The following is a 25,007-nucleotide window of genomic DNA, read 5'->3' as shown; positions in this document are numbered from 1 at the left end:
TAGGGAGAAGTATACGGATTCGTCGCTCCATTGACTAATGAAGATTGACGAAAAGCAAAATAAAGACAGAAGATTTCGATGAAACTAACGCAAAATAACCTTAATACAGTGGCCAAAGGCGCTATCTGGTGGTGGCACTCCCTCAATTGACGGGCGGTGTGAGCGTTGGTACGCATAACAAAATACAAAGGCCCGTTTTTACGGGCCTTTTTTTTACATTCGCAGGCGGAGTATCGCGAAATGAGTTTAGCAGAACTGGGCACAACGCCCGGAAAAGTTGAGTCAATTGAACGAGTTGGCGACTATGTGCAAGATCCTTTAACGGCATTTAGCCACTTGTGCAAAGCAAAACCGAATGCGCTTTTGCTTGAGTCAGCTGAAATTGACAGTAAAGACAATTTAAAAAGTTTAATGATGGTCGACGCCGCCGTGCGATTTGAATGCAGAGGCCAATCTATTCGATGTGAAGCCCTCACCAACAACGGCAAAGCAATACTACCCTTGCTTGAAGAAAAGGCCCCAGAAGGTATTCAAGTCACTCAAGACGGTGAACAGTTAGTGCTTACATGTTGTTTTGTAGGTGGTGATCTCGACGAAGATGCACGTCTAAAGTCAGCGAGTGTATTCGACGCCTTACGCTTGGTTATCAATCAAGTTACTCCTATTCGCCAACACCCTAACGCGGTGTTTTTAGGAGGTGTTTTCGCCTACGATTTGCTTGCCACATTTGAGCAATTGCCTGAAGTGGCGGAAGGCGATAATGACTGCGCAGATTACGTGTTCTACCTTGCCGAAACCTTGCTCGTTATCGACCACCAAACTCAGCAAACTCAATTATTAGGTAGCGTGTTCAGCGGGCCGGATGTTGCCACCAACTACTTCGAAGTGGCCCAACGTTTAGAGCACATACTGGCCGAGCTAAAAAATATCAACGACGCGACGCCAATTTCGAGTTCTTCTATCCTTGCGAATATTAGTGTCGACGTAGACAAATCCGATGAGGAATACAAGCAAGATGTCATCAATTTAAAAGAGAATATTCTCGCTGGTGATATCTTCCAAGTTGTTCCTTCTCGCACTTTCAGCCTGCCTTGCCCAAACCCGCTCAACGCCTACGCCAATCTCAAACAACAAAATCCCAGCCCTTACATGTTTTACATGCAAGATCGCGATTTTACGATTTTTGGCGCGTCACCAGAATCGGCATTGAAATACGAAAAGGCTTCTAATGTGGTGGAGATATACCCCATTGCCGGTACGCGTCCGAGAGGCAAGCGTCCTGATGGTCAAATCGATCCCGATTTGGATAGCCGTATCGAGTTGAACTTGCGCGAAGACATGAAAGAAAAGGCCGAGCACATTATGCTGGTCGATTTAGCCCGCAACGATGTGGCTAAAGTGTCTCGCCCTGGCACCCGCTACGTAAAAGATTTGCTCAAAGTTGACCGTTACTCACATGTGATGCACTTGGTTTCTCGCGTTGTCGGCCAGTTACGCGATGATCTCGACGCACTTCACGCCTATCAAGCGTGTATGAATATGGGCACCTTAGTCGGTGCACCGAAAGTCAGTGCCGCTAATCTCATTCGCAGTGTCGAACACAAACGCCGTGGGAGTTATGGCGGTGCTGTAGGTTACCTAAACAGCGAAGGCGACATGGATACCTGTATTGTTATTCGCTCTGCCTTTGTGAAAAACCAGCGCGCCTTTATTCAAGCCGGTGCGGGCGTGGTGTACGACTCAGACCCACAGTCAGAAGCTGATGAAACTCGTACTAAGGCACAAGCTGTTATCAATGCCGTATTGGCCGCACAAGCAGGAGAAAACAACTAATGCAACCAATTACTGTCTTCCTCCTCGATAACGTAGATTCATTTACTTACAACCTCGTAGATGAACTGCGAGCTATGGAATTGAATATTGTGGTGTATCGCAACACCGTAGATGCCACAGCCCTGTTTGATAAGATGCAAGCCCAAGCTGAACAAGGCCCGGTTCTGCTATTATTATCGCCCGGCCCTGGCGCACCAGAAGATGCCGGTTGTATGCCTGAACTACTGAATAAGGTTCGAGGTGTATTCCCAGTATTGGGCATTTGCTTAGGGCATCAAGCCATCGTTTCTCACTACGGCGGCGCTGTTGGCCGCGCAGCAGATGTGATGCATGGTAAGGCCTCGGCAATCACTCATACCGGTAATGCGATGTTCGCGGGTTTAGCACAGCCCCTTCACGTAGCGCGATATCACTCACTTATGGCGACCGAGCTACCCGATTGTTTACAACCGCTAGCAAAGGTGGGCGAAACGGTAATGGCGGTGTATCATGAGCAAGATAATATGCTCGGATTCCAGTTCCACCCAGAGTCCATCTTAACTGCAGACGGCAGCAAGTTGTTACTTCAAAGTATTCATTATTTAACCGAAGAAGGGGCGCGTCATGGCTGACATCAACGCTTTATTGGAAAAGCTTTACCAACAAAGCTCGCTTACCCAAACAGAAGCTTTTGCTGCATTTAACAAAGTCATGCATGGTGAGCTATCGCCTATTCGTTTGTCGTCGCTGCTAACCGCACTGAAACTAAAGGGCGAAACCCCAGATGAAATTGCAGGGGCAGCCAGTGCTATGGTTGCTAACGCCCTGCCCTTTCCGACACCAGATTATGCTTTTGCAGATATCGTAGGTACAGGTGGCGACGGCCACAACACCATTAACATCAGTAGCGCATCTGCATTACTTGCGGCGAGTTGTGGCGTTAAAGTTGCCAAGCACGGCAACCGCAGTGTATCGAGTAAATCGGGCTCAGCGGATCTTTTTCGCGAGCTGGGGATTAAATTAGACATTGCGCCTGACGTAGCCCGTGAATGCTTAGATGAAGCCAATTTTTGCTTTTTATTTGCCCCCGTTTATCACGCGGGCATGCGACATGCTGCACCAGTGAGAGCAGAATTAAAAACACGAACCGTATTCAATATACTCGGTCCATTGGCCAATCCAGCGGGGCCAACACACGGCGTGTTTGGTGTCTACTCACCAGAATTGCTTAAGCCTTATGCAGAAACACTCATGTTATTGGGCCAACATCGCGCTTTGATCGTACATGGTGCAGGGCTAGACGAACTCGCCCTTCACGGTGAAACCCAAATTGTTGACTTAGAGCACGGTGATATTCGCCAATACACAGTCACCCCTGACGATTTTGGGTTGCCCACCTACCCGCTATCAGCGATTGAAGGCGGTGAACCGGCAGAAAATAAAGCTATGATTCAGGCTGCGCTTGCCGGCGAAGGCAAAGAAGCCCACTGTGCAGCCATTGCAATGAATACTGCCGCTTTATTAAAAGTCACCGGACACGTAGACACGTTTAAACAAGGTGCTGAACTCGCGCTAGAAACAATGCGAGTCGGTAAGGCCCTCGATTTAGTGAATAAAGTGGCAACCATCAGCAATCAGGAGAAGTAATTCATGGCAAACGTACTAGAAAAAATTGTTGCTGATAAACGCGTTGAACTAGAAGCGCGAATGGCAGCCCTGCCCCTTGAAACAGTGAAACAAAACCTGACGCCATCAACCAAGAGCTTGTTTGACGCGCTAAACCAGCCTAATGCAGGTTTTATTTTAGAGTGTAAAAAAGCGTCGCCGTCGAAGGGCTTAATTCGAGAGCAGTTTGACCTCGATGAAATTCTAGCGGCTTATACGCCTTATGCTGCGGGAATTTCGGTACTCACCGACGAAAAGTACTTTCAAGGCAAATACGAATATTTGCAGTACGTCACAGAGCGCGTATCTCAACCCGTACTCAACAAAGACTTTTTCGTTAACGAATATCAGGTGTACCTGGCTCGATATTACAACGCTGATGCCATCTTACTTATGTTGTCGGTACTCGATGACGACACGTACCGCCAATTAGCGGCGCTCGCAAACACGTTGCAGCTCGATATTTTGACCGAAGTGAGCAACGAAGAAGAAATGACACGCGCTATTGAGCTAGAGGCCAAAATCATTGGTATCAATAATCGCAACCTGCGTGATTTGAGCACAGATTTGGCAACGACTGAACGCCTAGTGCCCATGCTAGAGCAAGCAAGCCACGATTTTGTAGTTATTTCAGAATCCGGTATTTATACCCATGCTGACGTGCGCCGCTTAGCGCCAATCTGCCAAGGTTTCCTTGTTGGTAGTGCACTTATGGCCCAAGCCAATTTACCTCAAGCCGTGCAGCAATTGGTGTTGGGTAAAGTCAAAGTGTGTGGCATGAAACATATAGACCAAGCCAAACACGCACTAGCAAAAGGGGCGAGCTACCTTGGTTTGATTTTTGCGCCGCACTCAAAACGCTGCGTGACAGAAAGTGAAGCAAAAACATTAGTCGAGCAAGTACCCGCCAGTTACGTTGGTGTATTTGTAAACCAATCTCTGGATATGGTGGTCACCCTTGCTCATGCATTGCAATTGAAAGTTGTACAACTTCATGGCGATGAAGACACCACCTATCGTCAACAACTGCGCCATGCGCTGCCTAAAGACTGTGAAATTTGGCAAGCACTTGGCGTAAATACTCAGTTACCTCCACTGTTGTTTGCATTACTTGATGACGACACCATCGACCGCATATTACTCGATTGCCAAGTGGGTAATGAAAAAGGCGGCACAGGCCAACAGTTTGACTGGTCGATGCTGGATGACTGTGAAGACAAAGCCAAATTAGTCCTCGCTGGCGGGATTACGCCAGACAACGTAGGACATGCACTCGCCAGTGGCGTGGATATGGTTGACGTGAACTCAGGTGTAGAAAATGCACCCGCAGATAAGTCAACCGATAAACTCGATGCCCTGTTTACACAGTGCAGAACGTATTAAGAACAAGTGTTAAAGAAATTACAGGACAACTATGAATCAACTCGATAGCAAGTTTGGTGAATACGGCGGAATGTATGTGCCTGAGCTGCTCATTCCAGCGTTAGACCAACTCGAAAAAGCATTTTTGGATGCCAAAGAAGACCCTGAATTCCAAAAAGAATTTATGTCGCTGCTAAAAGATTATGCAGGGCGCCCCACATCTATGACGCTGACCCGTAACTTGGTGTCTAACCCAAAAGTAAAACTTTACCTCAAGCGTGAAGATTTACTCCATGGTGGCGCGCATAAAACTAACCAAGTACTCGGCCAAGCACTATTAACCAAGCGCATGGGCAAAACCGAGGTTATTGCCGAAACAGGTGCAGGGCAACACGGCGTAGCAACCGCACTCGCCTGTTCGTTACTCGGGCTTAAAGCTCGCATCTACATGGGTGCAAAAGACGTAGAACGTCAAGCTCCCAATGTATTTAGAATGCGTTTGATGGGCGCAGAAGTGATTCCGGTAGACTCAGGTTCAGGCACATTAAAAGATGCAGTGAACGAAGCGTTGCGCGACTGGTCTGCCAATTACGACAAAGCGCATTACTTACTCGGTACTGCTGCAGGCCCTCACCCGTTCCCCACCATTGTACGTGAATATCATCGTATGATTGGCGAAGAAACACGTGCGCAAATTTTAGAGAAAGAAGGCCGTTTGCCTGATGCTGTTGTTGCGTGTGTCGGCGGTGGTTCTAACGCCATAGGCATGTTTGCAGACTTTATCGACGAACCGTCTGTACGCCTTATCGGTGTTGAGCCTGCGGGCAAAGGTATTCACACCAAAGATCACGGTGCGGCAATTTGTACCGGCTCTAAAGGTATTCTACACGGTGCCTATACCTACATTATGCAAGATAGCGATGGTCAGATTGAGGAAAGCTACTCAGTTTCAGCAGGGCTAGATTACCCTGCGGTAGGGCCACAACACGCGTATTTGTCTGATATTGGCCGCGCAGAGTACGTAGCAGCAACCGATGACGAAGCCCTGAACGCTTTCCAACTTCTCGCTCGTAAAGAAGGGATCATCCCCGCTCTGGAATCATCACATGCCCTTGCTCATGCACTCAACATGGCAGATGAAGCCGAAGAAGAAACCATTATTGTGGTCAACCTATCAGGTCGTGGTGACAAAGATTTAGCCCACGTCATCAGTATTTTGGGAGAAGATATCAATGGCTAGATACGCAACCATGTTTACGCGCTTGCAGGAACAAAATGCCGGTGCTTTTGTGCCTTTCGTGATGATTGGCGACCCTGATATCGACACCTCTGAAAAAATCATTCGCGAACTGATTGAAGCTGGTGCTGATGCGTTGGAGCTGGGTATACCCTATTCTGATCCAATCGCCGATGGCCCTACTATCCAAAAAGCGGCGATCCGCGCGTTGGATAACAAGGTAACACCTACAAGCTGCTTTGCATTGTTAGCACGTATTCGCGCAGACTACCCAGACACGCCAATCGGCTTGTTACTTTATTCAAACTTGGTGCTGGCCAAAGGGGTTGAGCAATTCTACCAAAGTGCGGCACAGGCTGGTGTAGACTCAATATTGATTGCAGACGTACCATTGCGTGAAGCTGACCGTTTTATCGCCCAAGCCAAAGCGAATAACATGCAACAAATTTTGATTGCACCACCCAATGCGTCAGAATCAACGTTGCAAGAAATTGGCGATAAGTCAGACGGCTACACTTACTTACTCGGGCGCGCAGGCGTTACCGGTGCAGAAACCGCCGCGACCATGCCAGCATCAGACTTGATTGAAAAGCTAAATAAATACCACACGGCTCCAGCGCTATTGGGCTTTGGTATTTCTACCCCAGCGCAGGTGAAAGACGCGATTCAATCTGGCGCAGCTGGGGCAATTTCAGGCTCAGCCACCGTTAACCTGATTGAACAAAATCTAGGAAACGTAGACGCCATGTTAGGTGCACTTAACAGCTTTGTTAGCAGCATGAAAGCGGCCACGGCTAAATAAGGTAAAGGAATAACCATGTACTATATGATTTGCGCTACAGACGTAGCGAACAGTTTAGACAAACGTTTGGCTGCGCGCCCTAAACATCTTGAGCGTCTAAATGCATTGAAGGATCAAGGTCGTTTGCTGATTGCGGGCCCATTTCCGGCCGTTGACAGCCCAGATCCTGGCCCAGCAGGGTTTACAGGTTCACTTGTAGTCGCTGAGTTTGCCTCTCTTGAAGAAGCACAATCATGGGCAAATGCCGACCCTTACGTTGAAGCTGGCGTGTATGAAAGCGTAATAGTTAAGCCTTACAAAAAGGTTTTGCCTTAACCATGCAAGCTCTCGTAGTTAATGCCTCGCTAAGCATCCCGCTTAGCGAGATTTCACTCAGCGCAGTTCGTGCCCAAGGTGCGGGCGGCCAAAACGTAAATAAAGTCTCAACGGCAATTCATCTGCGTTTTGATATTCAGCAGTCTAGCCTACCAGAGTACGCGCAAGAAGCTCTATTAGGGATCAGTGATAAACGGCTCACCCAAGATGGCGCTATTGTATTGAAAGCCCAGCAATTTCGTACCCAAGAGTTAAACCGGCAAGACGCACTCGATCGCCTTGCTGACATCGTGCGTGAGGCCTTAAAAAAACCAACGCCTCGTATTGCCACCCGGCCAACACTGTCGGCTAAGCGCAAACGCACCGACTCAAAAACAAAGCGCGGCGCAGTAAAGCAATTACGCGGTAAAATTACTCCCCATTCCTATTAGTGCAAGATTCAGCTAATATTCAGTTGTCGTCGTTATGCTATTACAGTAAGCCAATATAGGTTTGGGAAGTTGTGTATCCGGAGGTGAGGAACACCGCCGTGAGATTACAATTTGCATGACGATGTTTGGCTTTCGCCGTGGTAAACACAATAAAAGGGTATTATGAAAACTGCATCGCTACATCGATTTGTTTCTGCACTGTGTGTTGTATTGACGTTGTCGTCTGTGACAGCGTTCAGTGGTTACGCCTTTGCCCAACAAAACAATGGCAATCAAGAGCAGCATCACAATGCAAATATCGATCGCAATGAAGCCGTTGAACGCGTTCAACAAGCCATTGAAGGTCGTGTATTGCGCGTAGACCAAGACAAAAAGAAATACCGCGTGAAAGTATTGAAAAAATCAGGTCGCGTGGTGTCAGTTGATGTCGATAAGCGCTCAGGTAAAGTGAAACAGAAAAAAGACAAGGACGATTAAGCAGTATGCGTATTTTGGTTGCAGAAGACGATAGCCGTTTGCTTTTACAACTCGACAGTTTACTTCAGGAACAAGGCTACAGTGTTGATTTAGCCGACGCTGGAGACAAAGCCCTATTCCAACTGAAAGAAGTCAATTATGACCTTGCTATCATCGATATCGGTTTACCCAAACTAGACGGTTTTGATGTGATTCGCCAAGCCCGCCAACACGATGTTCGCTGCCCTATTTTAATTTTGACCGCGCGAGACCGTTGGCAAGAAAAAGTAGAAGGTCTGGACGCGGGCGCGGATGATTACCTAACCAAACCGTTTCACAACGAAGAATTACTTGCTCGAATTAAAGCGCTAATTCGCCGCGCTGCCGGCCAGGCCAACCCTCTGATCCAGTTTGGCCCTATTAGCTTGGACACTGTTAGTCAGGAAATTTTATTGTCTGACGTGGCGCTAGAGCTTACTGCCTATGAGTACAAGGTGATGGAATACTTGATGCTCAACCCACAAAAAATCATTTCCAAAACCGAATTAACCGAACATATTTACGACCAAGATTTCGACCTCGATAGCAACGTAATAGAAGTATTTGTTGGCCGCTTGCGCAAAAAGCTAGACCCCGACGGCAGCTTAAAGCCTATCGAAACGCTTCGTGGTCGTGGCTACCGTATTAATCGACAGCTATGAAATCGCTGTCGCTTCGGTTACGTAGCCTAGTATTAGCAATAATTGCATTAGCACTGTTTTTACCGACAACCGTTGTTACCCTAGATACCGCTTATACATCCAGCTTAACCCAAGCTAAGTACAACGAGTTGAAACTCATGGGGCTGGCATTAATTTCAGCCTTTGAATTAGAGGGCGACACCCCCTACATGCCAGAATTGTTAAACGATGAGCAGCTAAACTTACCTGAATCAGGTTACATGGCAGCCATCGTATTTCGCGATCATGTGGTATGGCAATCAGCCTCCTCGCTCTATCATTCGCTGACCAAAACCCCGTTGACACCTAGCGTTGGTGAAGAACAATTTAATGAAGAGTTTGCCGCCCCATTTGATCAACATCGTCCGTACTTCACCTATGCGTACAGCGCGGAATTTGAAGCCCTAAGCGACTTCGAACCGGTGCATTTTTATATTTTTAATGACAAGGCCGACTTTAATCACGAACGCAAAACCTTCTCTCGCACCTTGTGGCAGTACCTGACAATGTTAGGATTGGGCCTGTTGGTGATTTTATTGATTGGTCTTAATCGCGTTCTCAGCCCTGTACGTTTGCTGATCAGTGAAATTCGTCGAGCAACCAAAGGCGACACTCAACAACTTTCCGAGCAATACCCACCTGAATTTTCCGGCCTTCAAAACAGTATTAATCAACTATTAAAATCTGAGGCTGACCAACGCACGCGATATAAAAATAGCTTAGGTGATTTGGCCCATAGTTTAAAAACACCGCTGGCTGTCGCGCTTGGCACACCAAACTTACCAGACGATGCCAAAGAGCCACTACGCCAAATTGATGCGCTAATACAGCGTCAGCTCAAACGCGCCACACTTGGCGCGACTGCATGGGAAAAACCTGAAGCGATAGAAGACGTTGTCACTTCAATCAACAATGCCCTGTCGAAAGTGTATCGCGATAAAGCCCTGGAATTTGAGGTAACGGGAACAGGCTTGTTTTGGGGGGATAAAACCGATCTAATGGAAATGCTTGGTAATGTGCTCGACAATGCCAGTAAAGCCGCGAAGAAAAAAATCGCAATAAATATCTCTATGTCTGAACAATGGAGCCAAGTAAATATACACGACGATGGCCCCGGTATTGCCACAGACAAAATTGAACAGTTACTTACCCGTGGGCAACGTTTAGACACCTACCAAGAAGGGCAAGGCATTGGCATGGCCGTCGTCGCCGACCTTGTTGATGCTTATCAAGGCCAACTGCACATTGCACGTTCAAAGTTAGGCGGAGCAGCCATTACCTTGCGCTTTCCGGTACAATAATACCGCGCGTTACAAAACCCGCGACGAACTGACAAGGGCGCTTGTAACACTACGCCCTTAGCTCGCTACAAGGTTAACCAGCCGTGACGATGGCTGCAAATTTGTCAGCGTCAAGGGCAGCACCGCCAATCAGGCCGCCGTCAATATCCAACTGAGACAATAAACCTTCTGCATTCGCAGGGTTCATTGAACCGCCGTACTGAATACTTATCGCCTGTGCTGTTCTGTCATCGTAAATACTGGCGACAACGGTGCGAATAAATGTGTGGGCTTGCTGGGCCTGATCGTCGCTAGCGGTGACTCCAGTACCAATAGCCCATACGGGTTCGTAAGCGATCACCGTATTCAACGCATCGCTTACTGGCACATCTTTATATGCACCAACGATTTGCTCAGACAGCACCGACTCTAAATGCCCTTGTTCCCGTTCTGGAAGGGTTTCACCAATGCAAATAATTGCCTTGAGGCCTGCGTCCAGTACTTTATGGACTTTCTTATTCACGGTTTCATTGGTTTCGTGGAAATATTGGCGCTGCTCTGAGTGACCAACAATCACTAATTCAACACCAACGGCTTTGAGCATAGCAACCGACACTTTTCCGGTGTACGCACCGTCGTCTTCAAAGTGCACATCTTGCGCAGCGAGTTTCACAGCCGTGCCCTTTACAACATCAGCCACTTTAGATAACGCAAGAAATGTTGGCGCTATGGCCACTAAGGTGTCGGAATCAGGATCACACTTTTCAACTATTTGTTTTGCTAAAACAACAGACTCATCCACTGTTTTATTCATTTTCCAATTACCGCAAACAACCTTTTGACGCATTGCTAGTCCTATGTACGCACACTTGTAATGTTTCAAGCATAATAACAAGATGTGTTGCATTTTGGGAGAATAACAAGCAATAAGTGCTTATCTGAATTATTTTGCTATTTTTTCTTCCGCTTCCACCACTTCTTGTTTGGTGGTCTCACCGTCACTGGATAATAAAATCGCCAACCATTGGCTTTCTGGTCGCGATTCAAGGGCAATCTTAACTATCATTGTCAGTGGGACTGACAGCAGCATCCCCACACTGCCTAGCAACCACCCCCAGAAAATTAATGACAAAAACACCACTAGCGTTGACAGGCCCAAACCCCGCCCCATAAAACGCGGTTCAATCACATTACCCATAATGGTGTTCACCAGTACAAAACCCAGCGCGACTAAACCTGCTTCTGGTAAGCCAAACTGTACCAAGGCCATTAACACCGCAGGAACAGCGGCAATAATCGAGCCGATATTGGGAATGTAATTAAACATAAATGCGAGCACGGCCCACAACAAGAAATGATCAACCCCCATCACCCACAGCCAAATGCCGATAAAGAAACCAGTAAACAAACTTACTACCGTTTTAATGGCGAGATAACTGTTTACCGATTTAATAAAACGGTCGATATGATGCATTTTCATATCTGGGTCGGCTAACGCTATGTGAACACGACGAGGAAAGCTTTCAGCTTCAAACAACATAAAGATCACGGTCAACAAAATGAGGAATAAATTCGACAGCACGCCACCCATTCCGCTTAAAAAGTTAGTCGCCATCGACATTGCCATGCCGGGGTCGAGATAAGAGGTGATAAGATCTTTGTCGACATGAACATTAAATGCCGCCAACTTTTCTACTGTCCAAGCAAAATGACCCGACAACTGCTTTTGATATTGGGGCATGTTTTCTTTAAATTCAGCCATCGACTGACCAACTAATCCCGCCAACATAAAACCAAAAACCACGATCATCAGTATAACTAAGCAGATGGATAACCAGCGCGGGATTTTGTATCTCGTGGCTCTGTGAATAATTGGGCTACACGCAATAGCAATAAAGCCTGACAGAAAAAATGGTACCATGATAGCGCTGGCAGATTTGATACCAGCCAGAATAACGATGAGGCAGGCAAAGATAATAAAGGCTTTGGCAGTAGGTGATTTCATATCCATATTGCTTTTTGTTATTTCACTGCGCTCAAACTAACAGAATTGTATTCGTATAGAAATAGGCACACGAAAGACTCATGACCCTTAACCAAGCCACTATTCGCATTAAAAATCTGCGCTTGCGCACCTACATCGGCATTAAAGACGAAGAAATCAAAAACAAACAGGACGTGGTAGTGAATGTAAAAATTCATTACAACGCCGAAAGCGCAACAAACACCGATGAAATGGACGACGCACTAAACTATAAAACGATTACCAAAGCGATTATTCGCTTGGTCGAAGACAACCGTTTCTATTTACTAGAAAAGCTCACCGCAGACGTATTGGCCATTGCAGCTGAACACCATTGGGTAACGTTCGCCGAAGTTGAAGTGGATAAGCCTCATGCGTTGCGTTTTTCAGACTCAGTATCACTGACATTATCATGCACTAAACCGTAGCCGTTATTGGGGGTTGTAATGCACATTTTACTTACCGGTGGCACTGGCTTTATTGGGCAGCATCTGGTTGCTAAATTAGCTAAACAACACCAAGTAACCGTGTTGAGCCGAGATACTGCAAGAGCAAAGCGAATCTTACCTGCAGGTGTGTCAGTCACGTCTTCGTTGAACGACATTACCGATTTTAGTCAGCTCGACGCAATTATCAATCTTGCTGGAGAACCCATTGCCGACAAACGCTGGACAAAAAAGCAAAAACAGCGCATCGAAAATAGTCGCTGGAAACTCACGCAAGCGTTAGTTGCAAGAATAAACCAATGTGATCGCCCCCCCAGTGTGTTTATTTCTGGCTCGGCCATTGGCTATTATGGCCGACAGGGCAGCAACACAGTAACCGAGCGAGAGCACACCATTCATCACGAATTTAGTCATGAACTGTGCGCGCGATGGGAAAGCATTGCGATGGAAGCACAAAGTCCCCACACACGGGTTTGTTTATTGAGAACAGGTGTAGTGCTTGGCCGTGGCTTTGGCGCTCTTAAAAAAATGGAGCTACCATTTTTACTCGGGCTTGGCGGAAAAATTGGCTCTGGCAAGCAAATGATGTCGTGGATACATATTCAAGATATGGTGAATGCGATATTGTGGTTGCTTACTAACCCCAGTAGCCACGGCGCTTATAACGTAACAGCGCCCAACCCGGTGAACAACGCCACATTTGTCAAAGCCTTGGGGCTTACATTACACCGCCCAACGCTACTTTCTGTCCCTGCGTTTGCCCTGCAATTGCTGATGGGAGAATCTGCTGAGTTGTTGCTCACTGGGCAAAAAGTGATCCCCCAACGGCTCAAAGAAGAAGGCTTTCGGTTTGGCTTCCCAGAAATCAATCATGCGTTTTCTGAAATCTACGCGCCAGATTAACCTCTCAGGAAAATGTCATCTTTATAAGGCAGGAACGCCGCCCCTCTCAGCCTCTGTATTTAGCGATGTAATATTTTCCTTTATCGCGAAATTCTTACACAAAAGGTGTCGGTAAAAAACGACACCTCACTCACCAAAAACAAACTAACCATTTGTTTTGTATGAATTTTAAAATATTGGCTCGCCCTTTGAATTGTCTATCTTGCGTAATACACACCTAGCGCAAGCTAGTACTTTAATCCTTTGGCAAAATAAGCAGTAACGCCGAAAAACTTGGAGAGCAAGCATGATGCGATTCATCAAGTGGGCAATACTTTCTTTATTTATCTGTGGCAGCGTGGTTGCCGCAAGTCAAACCGATTCTTTGAATACATTGCTTCAGAGCGAACTTCAGTTGCCCAGTAGCAGCACGACCTCTGACAAAACCATTGTCAATTTTGAAAAACATTTGAGCGCGATCCCGTTCGATGAAACTAAACGCGACCATCGACTGCGTCTATCACGCATCCAATATTACCTTCAGCAAGCTAAGAACTATCAGCAGAATGGCTGGTACTACAACCGAAATGACGCCATAGAAAGAGCGGAGAACATTCTTGAGCACCACCAATCAAAATTACAAAAAGCTTATGACCATGCCTATGCGAGCCTCTAATTTATGGGCCTTGGCTGGGCTGATTCTGCTACTTGGAGGGTGTGCAAGCCCGCCACAGCCCACGTCATCACAACCCGAACCTCAAATCAATTCTAATGAAGCGGATAATACGGTTAATCGCCTAAAAGCCGGCGAAACCGTTAATATTACGACTAGCCAAGGCAATATCAGTGTTACCCCGACTGTCGTTGCCATTGGTGACAATACCGGCAACACTGGTTCGCCAGATAGTGTGGTCTACAACGACCCGCTTGAAGGGTTCAATCGGGCTATGTTTGATTTCAACCACGTGGTTTATCAGTACGTTATTTTCCCAGTCTCTGATGGCTATCGATACGTTGTGCCTAGCGTGGCAAGAGAAAAGGTAGGCAATGTATTTGCTAATCTGCGAGAACCGCTAAACCTGCTCAGTAACCTTGCTGCGGGTGAGGTATCGGATGCGGGTACCAACGTAGGTCGATTTCTAATTAATTCAACCATAGGGCTGCTGGGCATTTTCGATCCAGCAACGGCTTGGTTCGACCTGCCCGAGAAAAAGCAGACCATAGCCGATACACTGCAGCATTACGACGTAGGTGCCGGCACCTATATTGTATTGCCTATTCTTGGCAGCAGTGATGCGAGGGGCTCTGTTTCACTGCTAGCAGAAGGCATGCTTCACCCGATTAATCAACTCGCTGACAAACCAGAAAGCTACCAAATTCGTATAGTAGAAGGCTTCAACGACCTTTCAAGCCAAACAGAAACCTATCGCATTTTGTACCAACAGGCAGAAGACCCATACCTGTATTTCAGAAACCAATACATCCAAGGGCAAAGACGCAACGCCATGTTCGAGGCCAATGCTAAGGAAAACGCGCAAAAATCCGAAGAGAAAACTGGAGACACCGATGAATAAGCGCATTGCTGATCTGATTGTTCGTAGTCGTTGGGTTATTCTCGTTGCTTTTTTTATTGCAATTGTCGCAGCGAGCCTGATGGTCTCTCAGTTTAAAATAGATGCCTCGGCCGATACCTTGTTAGTCAAAGACAACAAGTTGTATATTCAAACCCAAATTGCCAACCAGACTTTCTCTCCCGAAGAATTTATTTTGCTTGCCTATGCGCCGCAATCTCACGCTTTGTATAGCGATCAAACCTTTCGCGACCTACACGACTTATCAGCCGAATTGAAACAATTGGAACGAGTAAAAGCCGTCACTTCTATCCTTACTGTTCCCTTGATAAAAGATAAATCGGCCTTGAGCGGTGAAACAGATGTGGCCTCATTAACGTGGGAAACACAACATTATTCACCGAACGTAATGCAGTCGATGATATCTGGGCACCCCATTTTTACCGACCTTTTGGTAAACCGCGACAATACTGCAACGGCTATACAAATTGTTTTCAACGCTAACCCCGAGTTAGTCAATATTGAGCAACAAATCACAGATATCCGCAAACATCTGCTCACCCGTGATTTGACCGAGGAAGAGCAGCAGCAACTATCTGAACTTCAAGCTAAGGCAGACCCCATTCGTCAGGCCCTGTCAAAGCAGCGAAAACAAGAAATTGAACAAATAGAGCGCATCACACAGCAAGTTAGTAAACGAGCAAATACTTATCTAGGCGGCTCTTACGTTGTAGGGCAACACTTGGTTGATATTATCCAGTCTGATCTGCAAACATTCGGATTGGCTATCCTAGCCGTTATCGCGGTGCTGCTCCTTGTACTCTATCGCACTCTCCGTTGGGTCATATTCCCACTGGTCGCTTGTGCAATGAGTGTATTGCTGACCATAGGACTTTTTGGCGCACTTGATTTAAGAGCAACAGTCATTTCGGCCAATTTTATTGCGCTGCAAATCATTCTCACGCTAGCCGTGATGATTCACCTGATTGGTAGTTATAGAGAAATAGCAAGAACACAACCCGAACTTACGCAAAAACAACGGGTAATTGCGACTTTGCAAGACAAGCTCACGCCCTGCTTTTACGCCACCCTCACCACTTCTGTTGGATTCAGTTCTTTGATTTTTAGTGGTTTGCAGCCGGTAGTGTCATTTGGCTGGATGATGCTTTTCGCTATGTTGATCACCATGAGTGTTGGCTTACTACTCTTCCCCGCATTGTTGTGCTTGTTAAAGGCAAAAAACGAGACCAACGAGATAACATTTATTCAATCGATACTTTCCGTATGCAATCGACTATCAAGCCACTACCCCAAATCGGTTGTTGTGTTGGTGAGCGGATTATTTGTAGTGACCTCGCTTGGCATTAGCAAACTCAACGTTGAAAACTCTTTTATTGATTACTTTGCAAAAGACACCAGAGTGCATCAAGAATTAGCGTTTATCGATCAGCAGTTCGGCGGCACAACGGCACTTGATATTATTCTGCATATTGATGAAGGGAACGAAAAACAAGATCTTACCCTCTCTGCTGATACGGTCAATCAGTTGCATTTAGTCCAAGCGGCGGTCAAGGCTTTCGACGCCACAGGCAGTGTCACATCTATTGTCAACTTCACTGAATTGGCTAAACAACTCAACGACGACATGCCACTTACCGAATATGAACTAACAACGATTTTTCACTTACTCGACAAACAAGTAGTGAATCAATTAGTCGGCGCATATTACGCCAGTGACGCACGAGACCTGCGCATAGCCATTCGAATTCAAGACACGACCGAAGGGTTAGATCGCCAGCAGTTTATGAACCAGTTAACGTCTGATCTAGCCACCGTTGGGCTAACTCCACAAGAGTATGAACTCACTAGTCTATTTGTGTTGTATCAGGATATTTTATCGCGCTTATTCGACTCGCAAATTACTACACTGGGTATCGTGTATGCCGCCTTAGGCTTGGTGATGTTTGCGATTTTTCGTTCTTTTAGCATTGGCCTTATCGCCTTGATTCCCAACGTGCTCACCACACTGGGTATTTTAGGCCTGATTGGGTGGCTGGGCATGCCACTAGATATTATGACCATCACTATCGCGGCTATCGCTATGGGCATCGCTGTGGATGACACGATCCACTTTGTGCACGCTTATTTATCCGCCTATAGAAAAAATAACCACGATGATGCCACCCGCGCGGCGGCGAAAAACGCCTTTGGCCATACCGGTCTGGCATTGGTTATAACCACTACCGTCATCACTGTCGGTTTTTCTCTCTTCGGATTTTCAGATTTTATTCCTAGCGTATCTTTTGGTTTGCTAACGGCCACTGCAATGCTCATGGCTCTGATTACCGATTTAACTCTACTGCCAGCTTTACTGAACTGGCGATTAAAACGCAACGCGTAAATTCATTGGAGGTCATTTGTACTCTTTTAAAGCTCAGTTAAAAAAAACCACTGCCTTCGGCTTTTCTGCCCTTTTCATGGTGGTCTCGTTCACCATGATAGGCCTTGCAATTTCTCATTTTATGGGCGCGTTTGAGGCTCGGGGTCAAGATGGTCAGTTTGTATCGGGTGTCATTCGTTGCATCAACGATTTATTTATTGCGTTAGCCACGTATGAATTGGCAATGGGGATTTTTAAAGAATACCGTGGCGATGACGAAAAGGCGTCGTTAGTTTCCGCGATCAGACGCACCGTCACTCGGTTTGTGAGTGTGGTGATTATTGCTTTAGTTCTTGAAGGACTGATTATGATCATCAAATACAGCCAACTGGATCTGGCAGGTAACTTGTTTTACCCCGTTGCAGTGGTATTTGCAGCCAGTATTTTGCTCGTCGCGTTAGGGCTGTTTTTGAAATGGACTTACCGTGAGGACGAGTCAAGAACTGAAGCGTCGCAATAGCAACCAAACTGTGTTCCGGTACTCAGCCCCTGCACCACAAGTGCATTGAGTAGCCTGAGTACCGGATTAGCGTTCTACAAAATCTTACGCAGTAACTGACTGGTATTCAGTGACAGTAAACGCCAACAACTCAAGGCTCCTAACACACCAACCACACCAGCACCAACAACTGGTGCAATCAACCAATACTCCCAGTGCATTGACGGCTCCATGTTGAAAACTTGCTTTTGCAACAAGGCTAAACTTATCTCATTCGACATAGCGGCCATTAAACCAGCAACAACGCCAATGATAATAAACTCATTGATAACGCTGAAGCGGATTAAACGCCCTTTAGCACCTAGCGTTCGCAAAATAGCCAGTTCTTGCTGACGCTCATCCATGCTCGCTTGTACTTGCGCAACCAAGACCAAACTGCCCGCTATCAGTACTAGCACCAAGATAAACTCAACGGCCAGTGATACCTGATCTACGATTTCACGCAACTGATTAATTCGCGCGTCTACGTCAAATAAGGTAATTGAACTAAACGGCATGAGTAGCTCTGTTAACTCTGACTTGCGATCACTGTCTAAATGAAAACTAGTGATGTAAGTGGGGTTAAAGCCCTGCATGACGTCTGGGTGAAGCACAAAAAAGAAGTTCGGCTGCATAGTTTGCCAATTGACTTCACGTAAACTCGTCACCCGTACTTTCACCACTTCACTGCCAATATTGAACGTGAGTACGTCATCCAGCTTGATATCCAAGCGCTTGGCTACTTGCTCTTCAACCGATACCGGATACAAATCATCTTCGCTTGTGCGATGCCACTCAGTGAGCCATTCCCCCGCCGTGATCTTATTCTCGTGTTGTAAATCGAGGCTCCATGTTAGGTTGGCTTCTCTTCCTAATCCGTCTCTACCTTCACGGGGTTTCTCTTCATCTTCTTTACGTACTTCGGTATTAACCGTCTCATCATTCACCGCCACAAAACGACCGCGTACAACCGGATAAAAGGTTTCTATGTCCACGTTGCGTTCGGCAAAATGTTCGTCCAGCAATGGCTTTTGCTGAGAGGTGATATTGACCAAAAAGTAATTGGGTGTGCCTTGTGGTAATTGAGCGCGCCACTGGGCAACCATGTCATTGCGCATCACCAAAACCACCAGCAATAACATTAAAGTGATGGAGAAACTGATCAGTTGCACAGAATTATCCATTGCACGGCGACGAATTCGCGCCCAAGCAAGTTGCCAAGCACCCATTGAGCCTTGGCCCATTTTACGGCCTAACGCGATGAGCCCCATGGTGACAAAAACCAACGACACAGCCAGTACAATACCCGAGCCGAATAAAATCCCACTAATTTGTGCGTCGCGACTGTATGCCCACATGAGTAGAAATATTGCGCCACCAGACAAACCAAACTGCACACCACGAGAGCGCATATTGGATGTCATGTCTCTGCGCAACACTCGTAATGGCGGTACTGAAAATAACTGTAGCAAAGGATAAATAGAAAACATCAATGCACAAACACTGCCAGTGAAAATAGCAATAGCCACTGGACGCCAATGCCAAATATCTAAGGCAACATCAACCTGCTCAGCCAATGCCGTAACCACCACTTGTTGAATGATGAAGCCCGCTAAAATGCCAATCGCAATACCCAATGCCGTGATAAACAAAATCTGCATCACATAAACTTTGCGGATCATGCTTTTTGTCGCCCCGAGCGTTTTCATAATCGCTACGGGGTCGAAATGGCGCTGACTATAGCGCTGCGCGGCAACGGCAATTGAAACCGCGGCCAGCACAATTGCCAATAAGCTGGCGAGCAAGAAGTAACGCTCGGCTCTTCCCACCGAACGACCTATGGCAGACTCATCATCTTTAGCCGTTCGCCAAAAATGCAGTTCGTCGTCTAGTTGAGGGCGTAACCACTCGTAGTAGTCTGCCAAAGCGTCATTGTCGCCAGTGAAGAACGCTTTGTAAGTCACTCGACTTCCCGGCCCTGTAATATGAGCGGCCGCTAAGTCTGCTCGATTCATCAGCACCACAGGCTCAGTGTTGAACAAACTGAAGCCCGCGTCGGGAATTTCGCCGAGTACTTGTGTTATGGTGAGTTCAATATCACCGATATACACCTTTTCACCCAGCTCAACGTCGAGTACTTGAAACAGTCTAGAATCAAGCCAAGCTTCTCCTTGTGCAGGAATACCTTGGGCCACTCGATTGTTACCAAAAGGCGCATCGGCGACCAACACATCGCCTTTTAATGGGTATCCTGCCGATACCACACGCAAGTCGACCAAGCCCATTTTCTGTTCGCCGAACGCCATCGAGCGCAGGCTAACCTGCTTAGTGGTCGTCAGCCCCTGATTGTGAGCTTCATCTAACCACGCTTGGTTTATTGGTTTGTCAGACAGCAATTGCGTATCAGCCGCAATTAATTGCGCAGAACGTTCAACCAAGGCACCTTGCAAACGTTCGCTGAACAATGACAAAGACAGCACTGCTGCAACAGACAGAATGATAGCAAACAAGATGATAGTTAACTCACCACGTTTCGCTTCGTGCTTAAACAAACGCCACGCTAAATTCGAAGTCATCGACATACTATACCGCCTCGCGACTAGGCTCTTCACTCGCCGTGACTTCGGTTAACTCGCCTGCTTGCATGCGCAATTGACGGTCGCATTGTTGCGCTAACACATCGTCATGAGTTACTAGCACCAAAGTCGTGCCCTGTTCTTTGTTTAAGCTAAATAACAAAGACTCAATTTTTTCACTGTTTGCCGCATCCAAGTTACCGGTTGGTTCGTCAGCAAATAAAATCTTGGGTTGGCCTATGAACGCGCGAGCAATGGCCACGCGCTGCTGCTCACCACCGGATAATTGGTTGGGATAATGGTTAGCGCGATGAGACAATCCTACTTGTTCTAAAATAGATTTAGCCCGTGCTTTGGCATCTTTTAGGCCAGTAATTTCAGCGGGCAACATCACATTTTCTAGTGCAGTCAAACTTTGCACCAACATAAAACTTTGAAAGATAAAACCCACTTTTTCGCCACGGAGTTGGGCGCGAGCTTCCTCATCCATATTGTGCAGGCCTTGGCCGTCGAGATAAATTTCTCCGTCTGATACTTGATCCAAGCCCGCCAACAAGCCCAACAGCGTTGATTTTCCCGAGCCCGACGCACCAACCAGTGCGATTGACTCTCCCGCCTTGACTTCAAAAGAAATTGGCTGAAGGATCTGTAGCTGACCTTCACTCGTAGTCACAATTTTAGTAATGTTTTTTGTCTCGATCATAAAGGAGTGTTCACTGTGGTGTTGAATCATGGTTTAGTTCGTAGTAGCCGTTATACTAAATGGCTTAACACATTGATATTATTAATACCGCTTTGGTTCACTTCGGATCACCTGCTAGCTGCACCAGCGCCCGCTACCGATGGAACACCAGAACAAGCACAAGTATCTGGAACCTCGGCCAAATTGTTAGTACTTGGAGATAGCCTAAGCGCAGGTTATGGCTTATTGCAAGCACAAGGCTGGGTTAGTTTGTTACAGAATATATGGCAGGACGAGGGGCTTGGGATTGACGTAATAAATGCTGCGATAAGCGGAGAAACCACAGATGGTGCCCTAGCCCGATTACCTCGCTTATTAACACAACATCAGCCCACTCATGTTTTAATTGAATTAGGCGGTAATGACGGCCTGCAAGGCCATCCAGTCGATAAGATGCAAAATAATTTAGATGCCATGGTTAAGCTGGCAAAGGCCGCTGGTGCTGACGTAATTTTGCAAGATATGGAAATTCCTACCAATTACGGACGCCGGTATAACAAGCTGTTTTCTGACAGTTTTGAAACCGTTGCAGAAAGTAACAACATTACCCTGTTGCCGTTTTTTCTTGCTGACGTCGCGCTCAAACCTGAGCTCATGCAGAGAGATAAAATTCATCCCAATGCCGACGCACAACCCTTGATTGCCGAGCACATGCGAGACCAGTTAACGCCATTGATTTTGCATTAACTTGTTCTACACTTAGAAAACAATTTTACATTTAGAGGTGAGTGATGGAGATTAGCAGTTCAAATCAAGCCAATGCGGCCATCGCCAATGAAGTGAGCCAACAGGCACAAGCGTCACAATCTCGTACTCTGGCGTCTTCTGAGCCTGCGGCTCGTGAGTCTCAGCCTTCGCAAGAAGCGTCATCTTCAACGAGTACATCAAGTACCCCTGATCCTAGTGCACGAGTAGGTGGTCGCGTCGACACCTACGCATAATCAATTCAAGCGAATAGCAAAAAGCCCCCGAGGTGATCAAATGTACCTCGGGGGCTTTTTTCATTGTCACATATACTCAGCCGTTACTGGCGAATATATTGCGGCGTATGCGCATTCGATGTTTTGGTTAGATAGCGGTCGCGCAGTTTAGTCTGGCGAGATTCCATTGGCATGGCTTCACCGTCGATAAACACTTGCTCGGCAGCTTCAGTGACTTCGAGTGGATCACCACTCCAAATAACCACATCCGCTTTCGCCCCAGCAGACAACTCACCTATCTCACCCGACATACCTAATATCTGTGCAGGTACACTGGTCAAGGCTGCAATACCACTCAAATGTGGTAGACCATTTGCAACGGCATTTCCCGCATGTTGAGCAGCTAAGCGAATATTGTGCGTATCCATACCAATCGCAACGTTTACACCGGCTTTGGCAAGTCGACCCGCATTGGCAAGGGTTGCACCCATCTGATCAAAGCCACCAGGTAAGTTGTACTCTGGGTCGATAATCACGGGAATATCGTGCTTTGCGATCTCGTCAGCAACACGCCATCCATCAACAGCATGTACAAGTACCACGTTGATTTTGGGGTGGCGAGCTTTAAACGCGATCACCTGACGAATATCCGCTGCGCGATCAGCCGACATAAACAAAGGCGCTTTACCGCTCACGACAGCCTTCAATGCAGTAATATCAGCTGGCGTGTTAATGCCATTCCAATCACTGGTTGCTGACAAAGTGCCTTTCACAGACTCCGCTTCTGCAATCGCTTGTTCAAGTGCTACCCATAACGCAGCACGTGAACCGCCATTATCGTCTGCACCGTGGTTACCCACATCCACACTCATAAACGCACGCGGCTTAAGTACGGGGGTTGCCTTACCATCAAGAGTAATCACTGCCCCTTGGCCATTAAACAGGCCTTCGCCTCGTGTAATGGTAGTGGCAGCAGAGGTAAAACCTTCAAGTCTTGTGATACCAATTAAGCTTGAATCAGGATTGACCGCATAACTCACATCAAAAGCAGCGCCAGTTCCAGAAATGAGGCTAGCTTTGGTAGAGCTATCTACTGTACCTGCAGACATCCCCACTTCAACCAAACCCAATGAAGTATGAGCACCAATAAAACCAGGGGTGACGACTTTGCCAGCGGCATCAATTACGCGATAACCACTTGGCGCATCAGTGCCACCAATGACTTTTTCGATTTTGTCGTCATTCAGCAGCACAGTACCGCCTTTAACGATACCTTGCGTGGTCATGGTGTACACGTCTGCACCGACAATCGCAACCTTCTCAGCAAAGGCTGAAACCGATAGCGACAATGCTGAAACTAAAAATAATGCCTTTTTCATTTCGCGTCTCCTTCACCGATTTGCCCAACTTCGAAATCACTCACTGGCCATGATTCTGGATCGTTCAGGTCATAAGCAAGACCACCATCCACATAAACCTTCTCTGCTTTGGCGTAGGTAGAGAACGGGTCAGCCGTCCACAACACGATATCTGCGTTTTTACCCGTTTCTAGAGAACCGGTTTTGTCAAAAATACCCAGTGATTTAGCTGGGTTCGCAGACAACCACGTCCACGCATCCGCTTCACTGATATCAATACCTGCTCGTAAACCATCAGACCACGCTTTTGCCGCTTCCTGATTCAAACGCTGAATTCCTAAGTCGCTGTCTGAGTGCACAATTGCACAGGCACCAACGGCGTGAACCATTGGAATGTTTTCACGAATACCGTCGTAGGCTTCCATTTTAAAGCCCCACCAGTCAGCCCACATTGCAGAGCACACGTTATTTTCTTTTAACTTGTCAGCAATTTTGTAAGCTTCAACACCGTGTTGGAATGACGTAATCTGATAATTAAACTCTTTCATCACATCCATCATCACGGTCATTTCGTCAGCGCGGTAACAGTGCATATGCACTTTAATATCACCGTCTAGTACACCAGCCAGTGTTTCTAGGTGTAGATCACGCTTAGGAGGGTTTGGATTCTTACCCGCTTCGTAATCTTCGTCGTATTTTTCCCAGCTGCGCTGATAAGCTTGTGCGTCAGCCCAAGCTTTGCGATAACCCGCCACATTACCCATACGCGTTGCAGGGCCACCTTTTTGGCCATAAACCCGTTTGGGGTTCTCACCACAGGCCATTTTCAAGCCGTAAGGCGCCTCAGGGAATTTCATATCTTGCATAGTGCGGCTTGGTACGTTTTTCAGTACCACTGAACGACCGCCAAACAAGTTAGCTGAGCCCGGCAAAATTTGTAACGATGTAACACCGCCAGCAAGTGCACGACCAAAACCAGGATCTTGTGGCCATACCGAATGCTCTGCCCACACACCCGGCGTGACAGGACGGGTCATTTCATTGCCGTCAGAATGAGAATGTGTAGACGGGTTAGGATACACCCCTAAATGACTGTGAACGTCGATGATACCCGGGGTCACCCACTTGCCTTCACCATCAACAACCTGTGCACCGCTCGGCACACTAAGATTACTGCCCACTGCAACAATTTTACCGTCGGCAAAATGGACCATGCCGTTTTCAATCTTGTTGCCAACTCCATCAAGAATAGTCACGTTGGTAATCACCGTCTCAGCACCGGGGATCGGCGTATACGTGCTTGGGTAAGGGTCTTTGTCGATAGTCACTTTGGGTGCTTGCTCTGCAGGCTTGTTCGCTTCGTCACCACATCCCCAGAGTGTGGTAGCGCACAAGCACGCGAGGGCTAAGCCAATTCGCGAACGAGTGTGTTTCATAGTATTTCCATTTTTGTTGTATCAGTTTTATTTATACTAATTTGTTGTTGTGTTGC

The 25,007-nt window shown here is 46.9% G+C and carries 25 protein-coding genes; 19 read left to right on the top strand and 6 right to left on the bottom strand.

All coding sequences use genetic code 11. From position 1 onward, the window contains the following. Positions 1 to 240: 240 nt before the first annotated feature. The 11 genes from ACXAH6_RS00340 (at position 241) to ACXAH6_RS00290 (ending at position 10,100) form a co-directional block, all read left to right on the top strand. Positions 241 to 1,833, top strand: coding sequence for an anthranilate synthase component 1 (locus tag ACXAH6_RS00340; RefSeq protein WP_474874635.1), 1,593 nt, complete (start codon positions 241 to 243; stop codon positions 1,831 to 1,833). Further along, positions 1,833 to 2,444, top strand: coding sequence for an aminodeoxychorismate/anthranilate synthase component II (locus tag ACXAH6_RS00335; protein ID WP_474874634.1), 612 nt, complete (start codon positions 1,833 to 1,835; stop codon positions 2,442 to 2,444). The genes ACXAH6_RS00340 and ACXAH6_RS00335 overlap by 1 nt, the downstream gene beginning before the upstream one ends. Next, a complete protein-coding gene (gene trpD / locus ACXAH6_RS00330; RefSeq protein WP_474874633.1) occupies positions 2,437 to 3,459 on the top strand; it encodes an anthranilate phosphoribosyltransferase in 1,023 nt (340 codons plus the stop codon). Before ACXAH6_RS00335 ends, trpD begins: the two co-directional genes overlap by 8 nt. 3 nt (positions 3,460 to 3,462) lie before the next feature. Beyond that, positions 3,463 to 4,860, top strand: coding sequence for a bifunctional indole-3-glycerol-phosphate synthase TrpC/phosphoribosylanthranilate isomerase TrpF (gene trpCF, locus ACXAH6_RS00325; protein WP_474874632.1), 1,398 nt, complete (start codon positions 3,463 to 3,465; stop codon positions 4,858 to 4,860). A 31-nt stretch (positions 4,861 to 4,891) separates the two neighbouring features. Continuing rightward, positions 4,892 to 6,079, top strand: a complete 1,188-nt coding sequence (gene trpB, locus ACXAH6_RS00320) for a tryptophan synthase subunit beta (protein WP_474874631.1) — start codon at positions 4,892 to 4,894, stop codon at positions 6,077 to 6,079. Continuing rightward, entirely contained in the window at positions 6,072 to 6,878 is an 807-nt protein-coding gene (gene trpA, locus ACXAH6_RS00315) for a tryptophan synthase subunit alpha (RefSeq protein ID WP_474874630.1), read from the top strand. The genes trpB and trpA overlap by 8 nt, the downstream gene beginning before the upstream one ends. A 15-nt stretch (positions 6,879 to 6,893) precedes the next feature. Continuing rightward, entirely contained in the window at positions 6,894 to 7,193 is a 300-nt protein-coding gene (locus ACXAH6_RS00310; RefSeq protein ID WP_474874629.1) for a YciI family protein, read from the top strand. 2 nt (positions 7,194 to 7,195) lie between these two features. Next, complete coding sequence (gene arfB / locus ACXAH6_RS00305) at positions 7,196 to 7,624, top strand: alternative ribosome rescue aminoacyl-tRNA hydrolase ArfB (protein ID WP_474874628.1); 429 nt, start codon at positions 7,196 to 7,198, stop codon at positions 7,622 to 7,624. Positions 7,625 to 7,786: 162 nt separating this feature from the next. Continuing rightward, positions 7,787 to 8,101: a PepSY domain-containing protein gene (locus ACXAH6_RS00300; RefSeq protein ID WP_474874627.1), complete on the top strand. Its 315-nt coding sequence runs from the start codon at positions 7,787 to 7,789 to the stop codon at positions 8,099 to 8,101. A 5-nt stretch (positions 8,102 to 8,106) separates the two neighbouring features. Next, positions 8,107 to 8,781, top strand: a complete 675-nt coding sequence (locus ACXAH6_RS00295) for a response regulator transcription factor (protein ID WP_474874626.1) — start codon at positions 8,107 to 8,109, stop codon at positions 8,779 to 8,781. After that, a complete protein-coding gene (locus ACXAH6_RS00290; protein ID WP_474874625.1) occupies positions 8,778 to 10,100 on the top strand; it encodes an ATP-binding protein in 1,323 nt (440 codons plus the stop codon). The genes ACXAH6_RS00295 and ACXAH6_RS00290 overlap by 4 nt, the downstream gene beginning before the upstream one ends. A 73-nt stretch (positions 10,101 to 10,173) precedes the next feature. Here ACXAH6_RS00290 and tpiA read toward each other — a convergent pair whose 3' ends face one another. Then, complete coding sequence (gene tpiA / locus ACXAH6_RS00285) at positions 10,174 to 10,926, bottom strand: triose-phosphate isomerase (protein WP_474874624.1); 753 nt, start codon at positions 10,924 to 10,926, stop codon at positions 10,174 to 10,176. Positions 10,927 to 11,022: 96 nt separating this feature from the next. Further along, on the bottom strand, positions 11,023 to 12,090 hold the full coding sequence (locus ACXAH6_RS00280; protein WP_474874623.1) for an AI-2E family transporter: 1,068 nt from the start codon (positions 12,088 to 12,090) through the stop codon (positions 11,023 to 11,025). Between the two features lie 74 nt (positions 12,091 to 12,164). On the opposite strand from ACXAH6_RS00280, the gene folX reads away from it, so the two are divergent. From folX to ACXAH6_RS00250, 6 genes are all read left to right on the top strand, one after another. Continuing rightward, positions 12,165 to 12,530, top strand: a complete 366-nt coding sequence (gene folX, locus ACXAH6_RS00275) for a dihydroneopterin triphosphate 2'-epimerase (protein WP_474874622.1) — start codon at positions 12,165 to 12,167, stop codon at positions 12,528 to 12,530. Between the two features lie 18 nt (positions 12,531 to 12,548). Then, positions 12,549 to 13,451 (top strand): TIGR01777 family oxidoreductase, encoded by a 903-nt coding sequence (locus ACXAH6_RS00270; protein WP_474874621.1) that lies wholly within the window; start codon positions 12,549 to 12,551, stop codon positions 13,449 to 13,451. A 286-nt stretch (positions 13,452 to 13,737) separates the two neighbouring features. Continuing rightward, positions 13,738 to 14,106 carry a hypothetical protein gene (locus ACXAH6_RS00265; RefSeq protein ID WP_474874620.1) on the top strand — a complete coding sequence of 123 codons (369 nt, stop codon included), beginning with the start codon at positions 13,738 to 13,740 and terminating at the stop codon, positions 14,104 to 14,106. Further along, positions 14,048 to 15,004 carry an MlaA family lipoprotein gene (locus ACXAH6_RS00260; RefSeq protein WP_474874619.1) on the top strand — a complete coding sequence of 319 codons (957 nt, stop codon included), beginning with the start codon at positions 14,048 to 14,050 and terminating at the stop codon, positions 15,002 to 15,004. Before ACXAH6_RS00265 ends, ACXAH6_RS00260 begins: the two co-directional genes overlap by 59 nt. Beyond that, entirely contained in the window at positions 14,997 to 17,402 is a 2,406-nt protein-coding gene (locus tag ACXAH6_RS00255) for an efflux RND transporter permease subunit (RefSeq protein ID WP_474874618.1), read from the top strand. The genes ACXAH6_RS00260 and ACXAH6_RS00255 overlap by 8 nt, the downstream gene beginning before the upstream one ends. 16 nt (positions 17,403 to 17,418) lie before the next feature. Beyond that, positions 17,419 to 17,901 carry a hypothetical protein gene (locus ACXAH6_RS00250; RefSeq protein ID WP_474874617.1) on the top strand — a complete coding sequence of 161 codons (483 nt, stop codon included), beginning with the start codon at positions 17,419 to 17,421 and terminating at the stop codon, positions 17,899 to 17,901. Positions 17,902 to 17,975: 74 nt separating this feature from the next. Here ACXAH6_RS00250 and ACXAH6_RS00245 read toward each other — a convergent pair whose 3' ends face one another. Together ACXAH6_RS00245 and ACXAH6_RS00240 are read right to left on the bottom strand one after the other, a co-directional pair. After that, positions 17,976 to 20,501, bottom strand: a complete 2,526-nt coding sequence (locus ACXAH6_RS00245) for an ABC transporter permease (protein WP_474874616.1) — start codon at positions 20,499 to 20,501, stop codon at positions 17,976 to 17,978. A gap of 1 nt (position 20,502) precedes the next feature. Continuing rightward, positions 20,503 to 21,198: an ABC transporter ATP-binding protein gene (locus tag ACXAH6_RS00240; RefSeq protein WP_474874615.1), complete on the bottom strand. Its 696-nt coding sequence runs from the start codon at positions 21,196 to 21,198 to the stop codon at positions 20,503 to 20,505. A 15-nt stretch (positions 21,199 to 21,213) separates the two neighbouring features. Between ACXAH6_RS00240 and ACXAH6_RS00235 the strand changes: the two genes are divergently transcribed. Next, positions 21,214 to 21,924, top strand: coding sequence for an arylesterase (locus ACXAH6_RS00235; protein ID WP_474874614.1), 711 nt, complete (start codon positions 21,214 to 21,216; stop codon positions 21,922 to 21,924). A 44-nt stretch (positions 21,925 to 21,968) separates the two neighbouring features. Then, the gene (locus tag ACXAH6_RS00230) at positions 21,969 to 22,178 is read left to right on the top strand and encodes a hypothetical protein (protein WP_474874613.1); all 210 of its coding nucleotides are present in this window, start codon (positions 21,969 to 21,971) and stop codon (positions 22,176 to 22,178) included. Positions 22,179 to 22,261: 83 nt separating this feature from the next. Here ACXAH6_RS00230 and ACXAH6_RS00225 read toward each other — a convergent pair whose 3' ends face one another. After that, on the bottom strand, positions 22,262 to 23,536 hold the full coding sequence (locus ACXAH6_RS00225; protein ID WP_474874612.1) for an amidohydrolase family protein: 1,275 nt from the start codon (positions 23,534 to 23,536) through the stop codon (positions 22,262 to 22,264). After that, complete coding sequence (locus tag ACXAH6_RS00220) at positions 23,533 to 24,951, bottom strand: amidohydrolase (RefSeq protein ID WP_474874611.1); 1,419 nt, start codon at positions 24,949 to 24,951, stop codon at positions 23,533 to 23,535. The genes ACXAH6_RS00225 and ACXAH6_RS00220 overlap by 4 nt, the downstream gene beginning before the upstream one ends. Positions 24,952 to 25,007 lie beyond the last annotated feature (56 nt).

The sequence above is a fragment of the Alteromonas sp. ABE4_545 genome (assembly GCF_056161325.1).
This window is presented reverse-complemented; position numbering and strand designations above follow the sequence as displayed.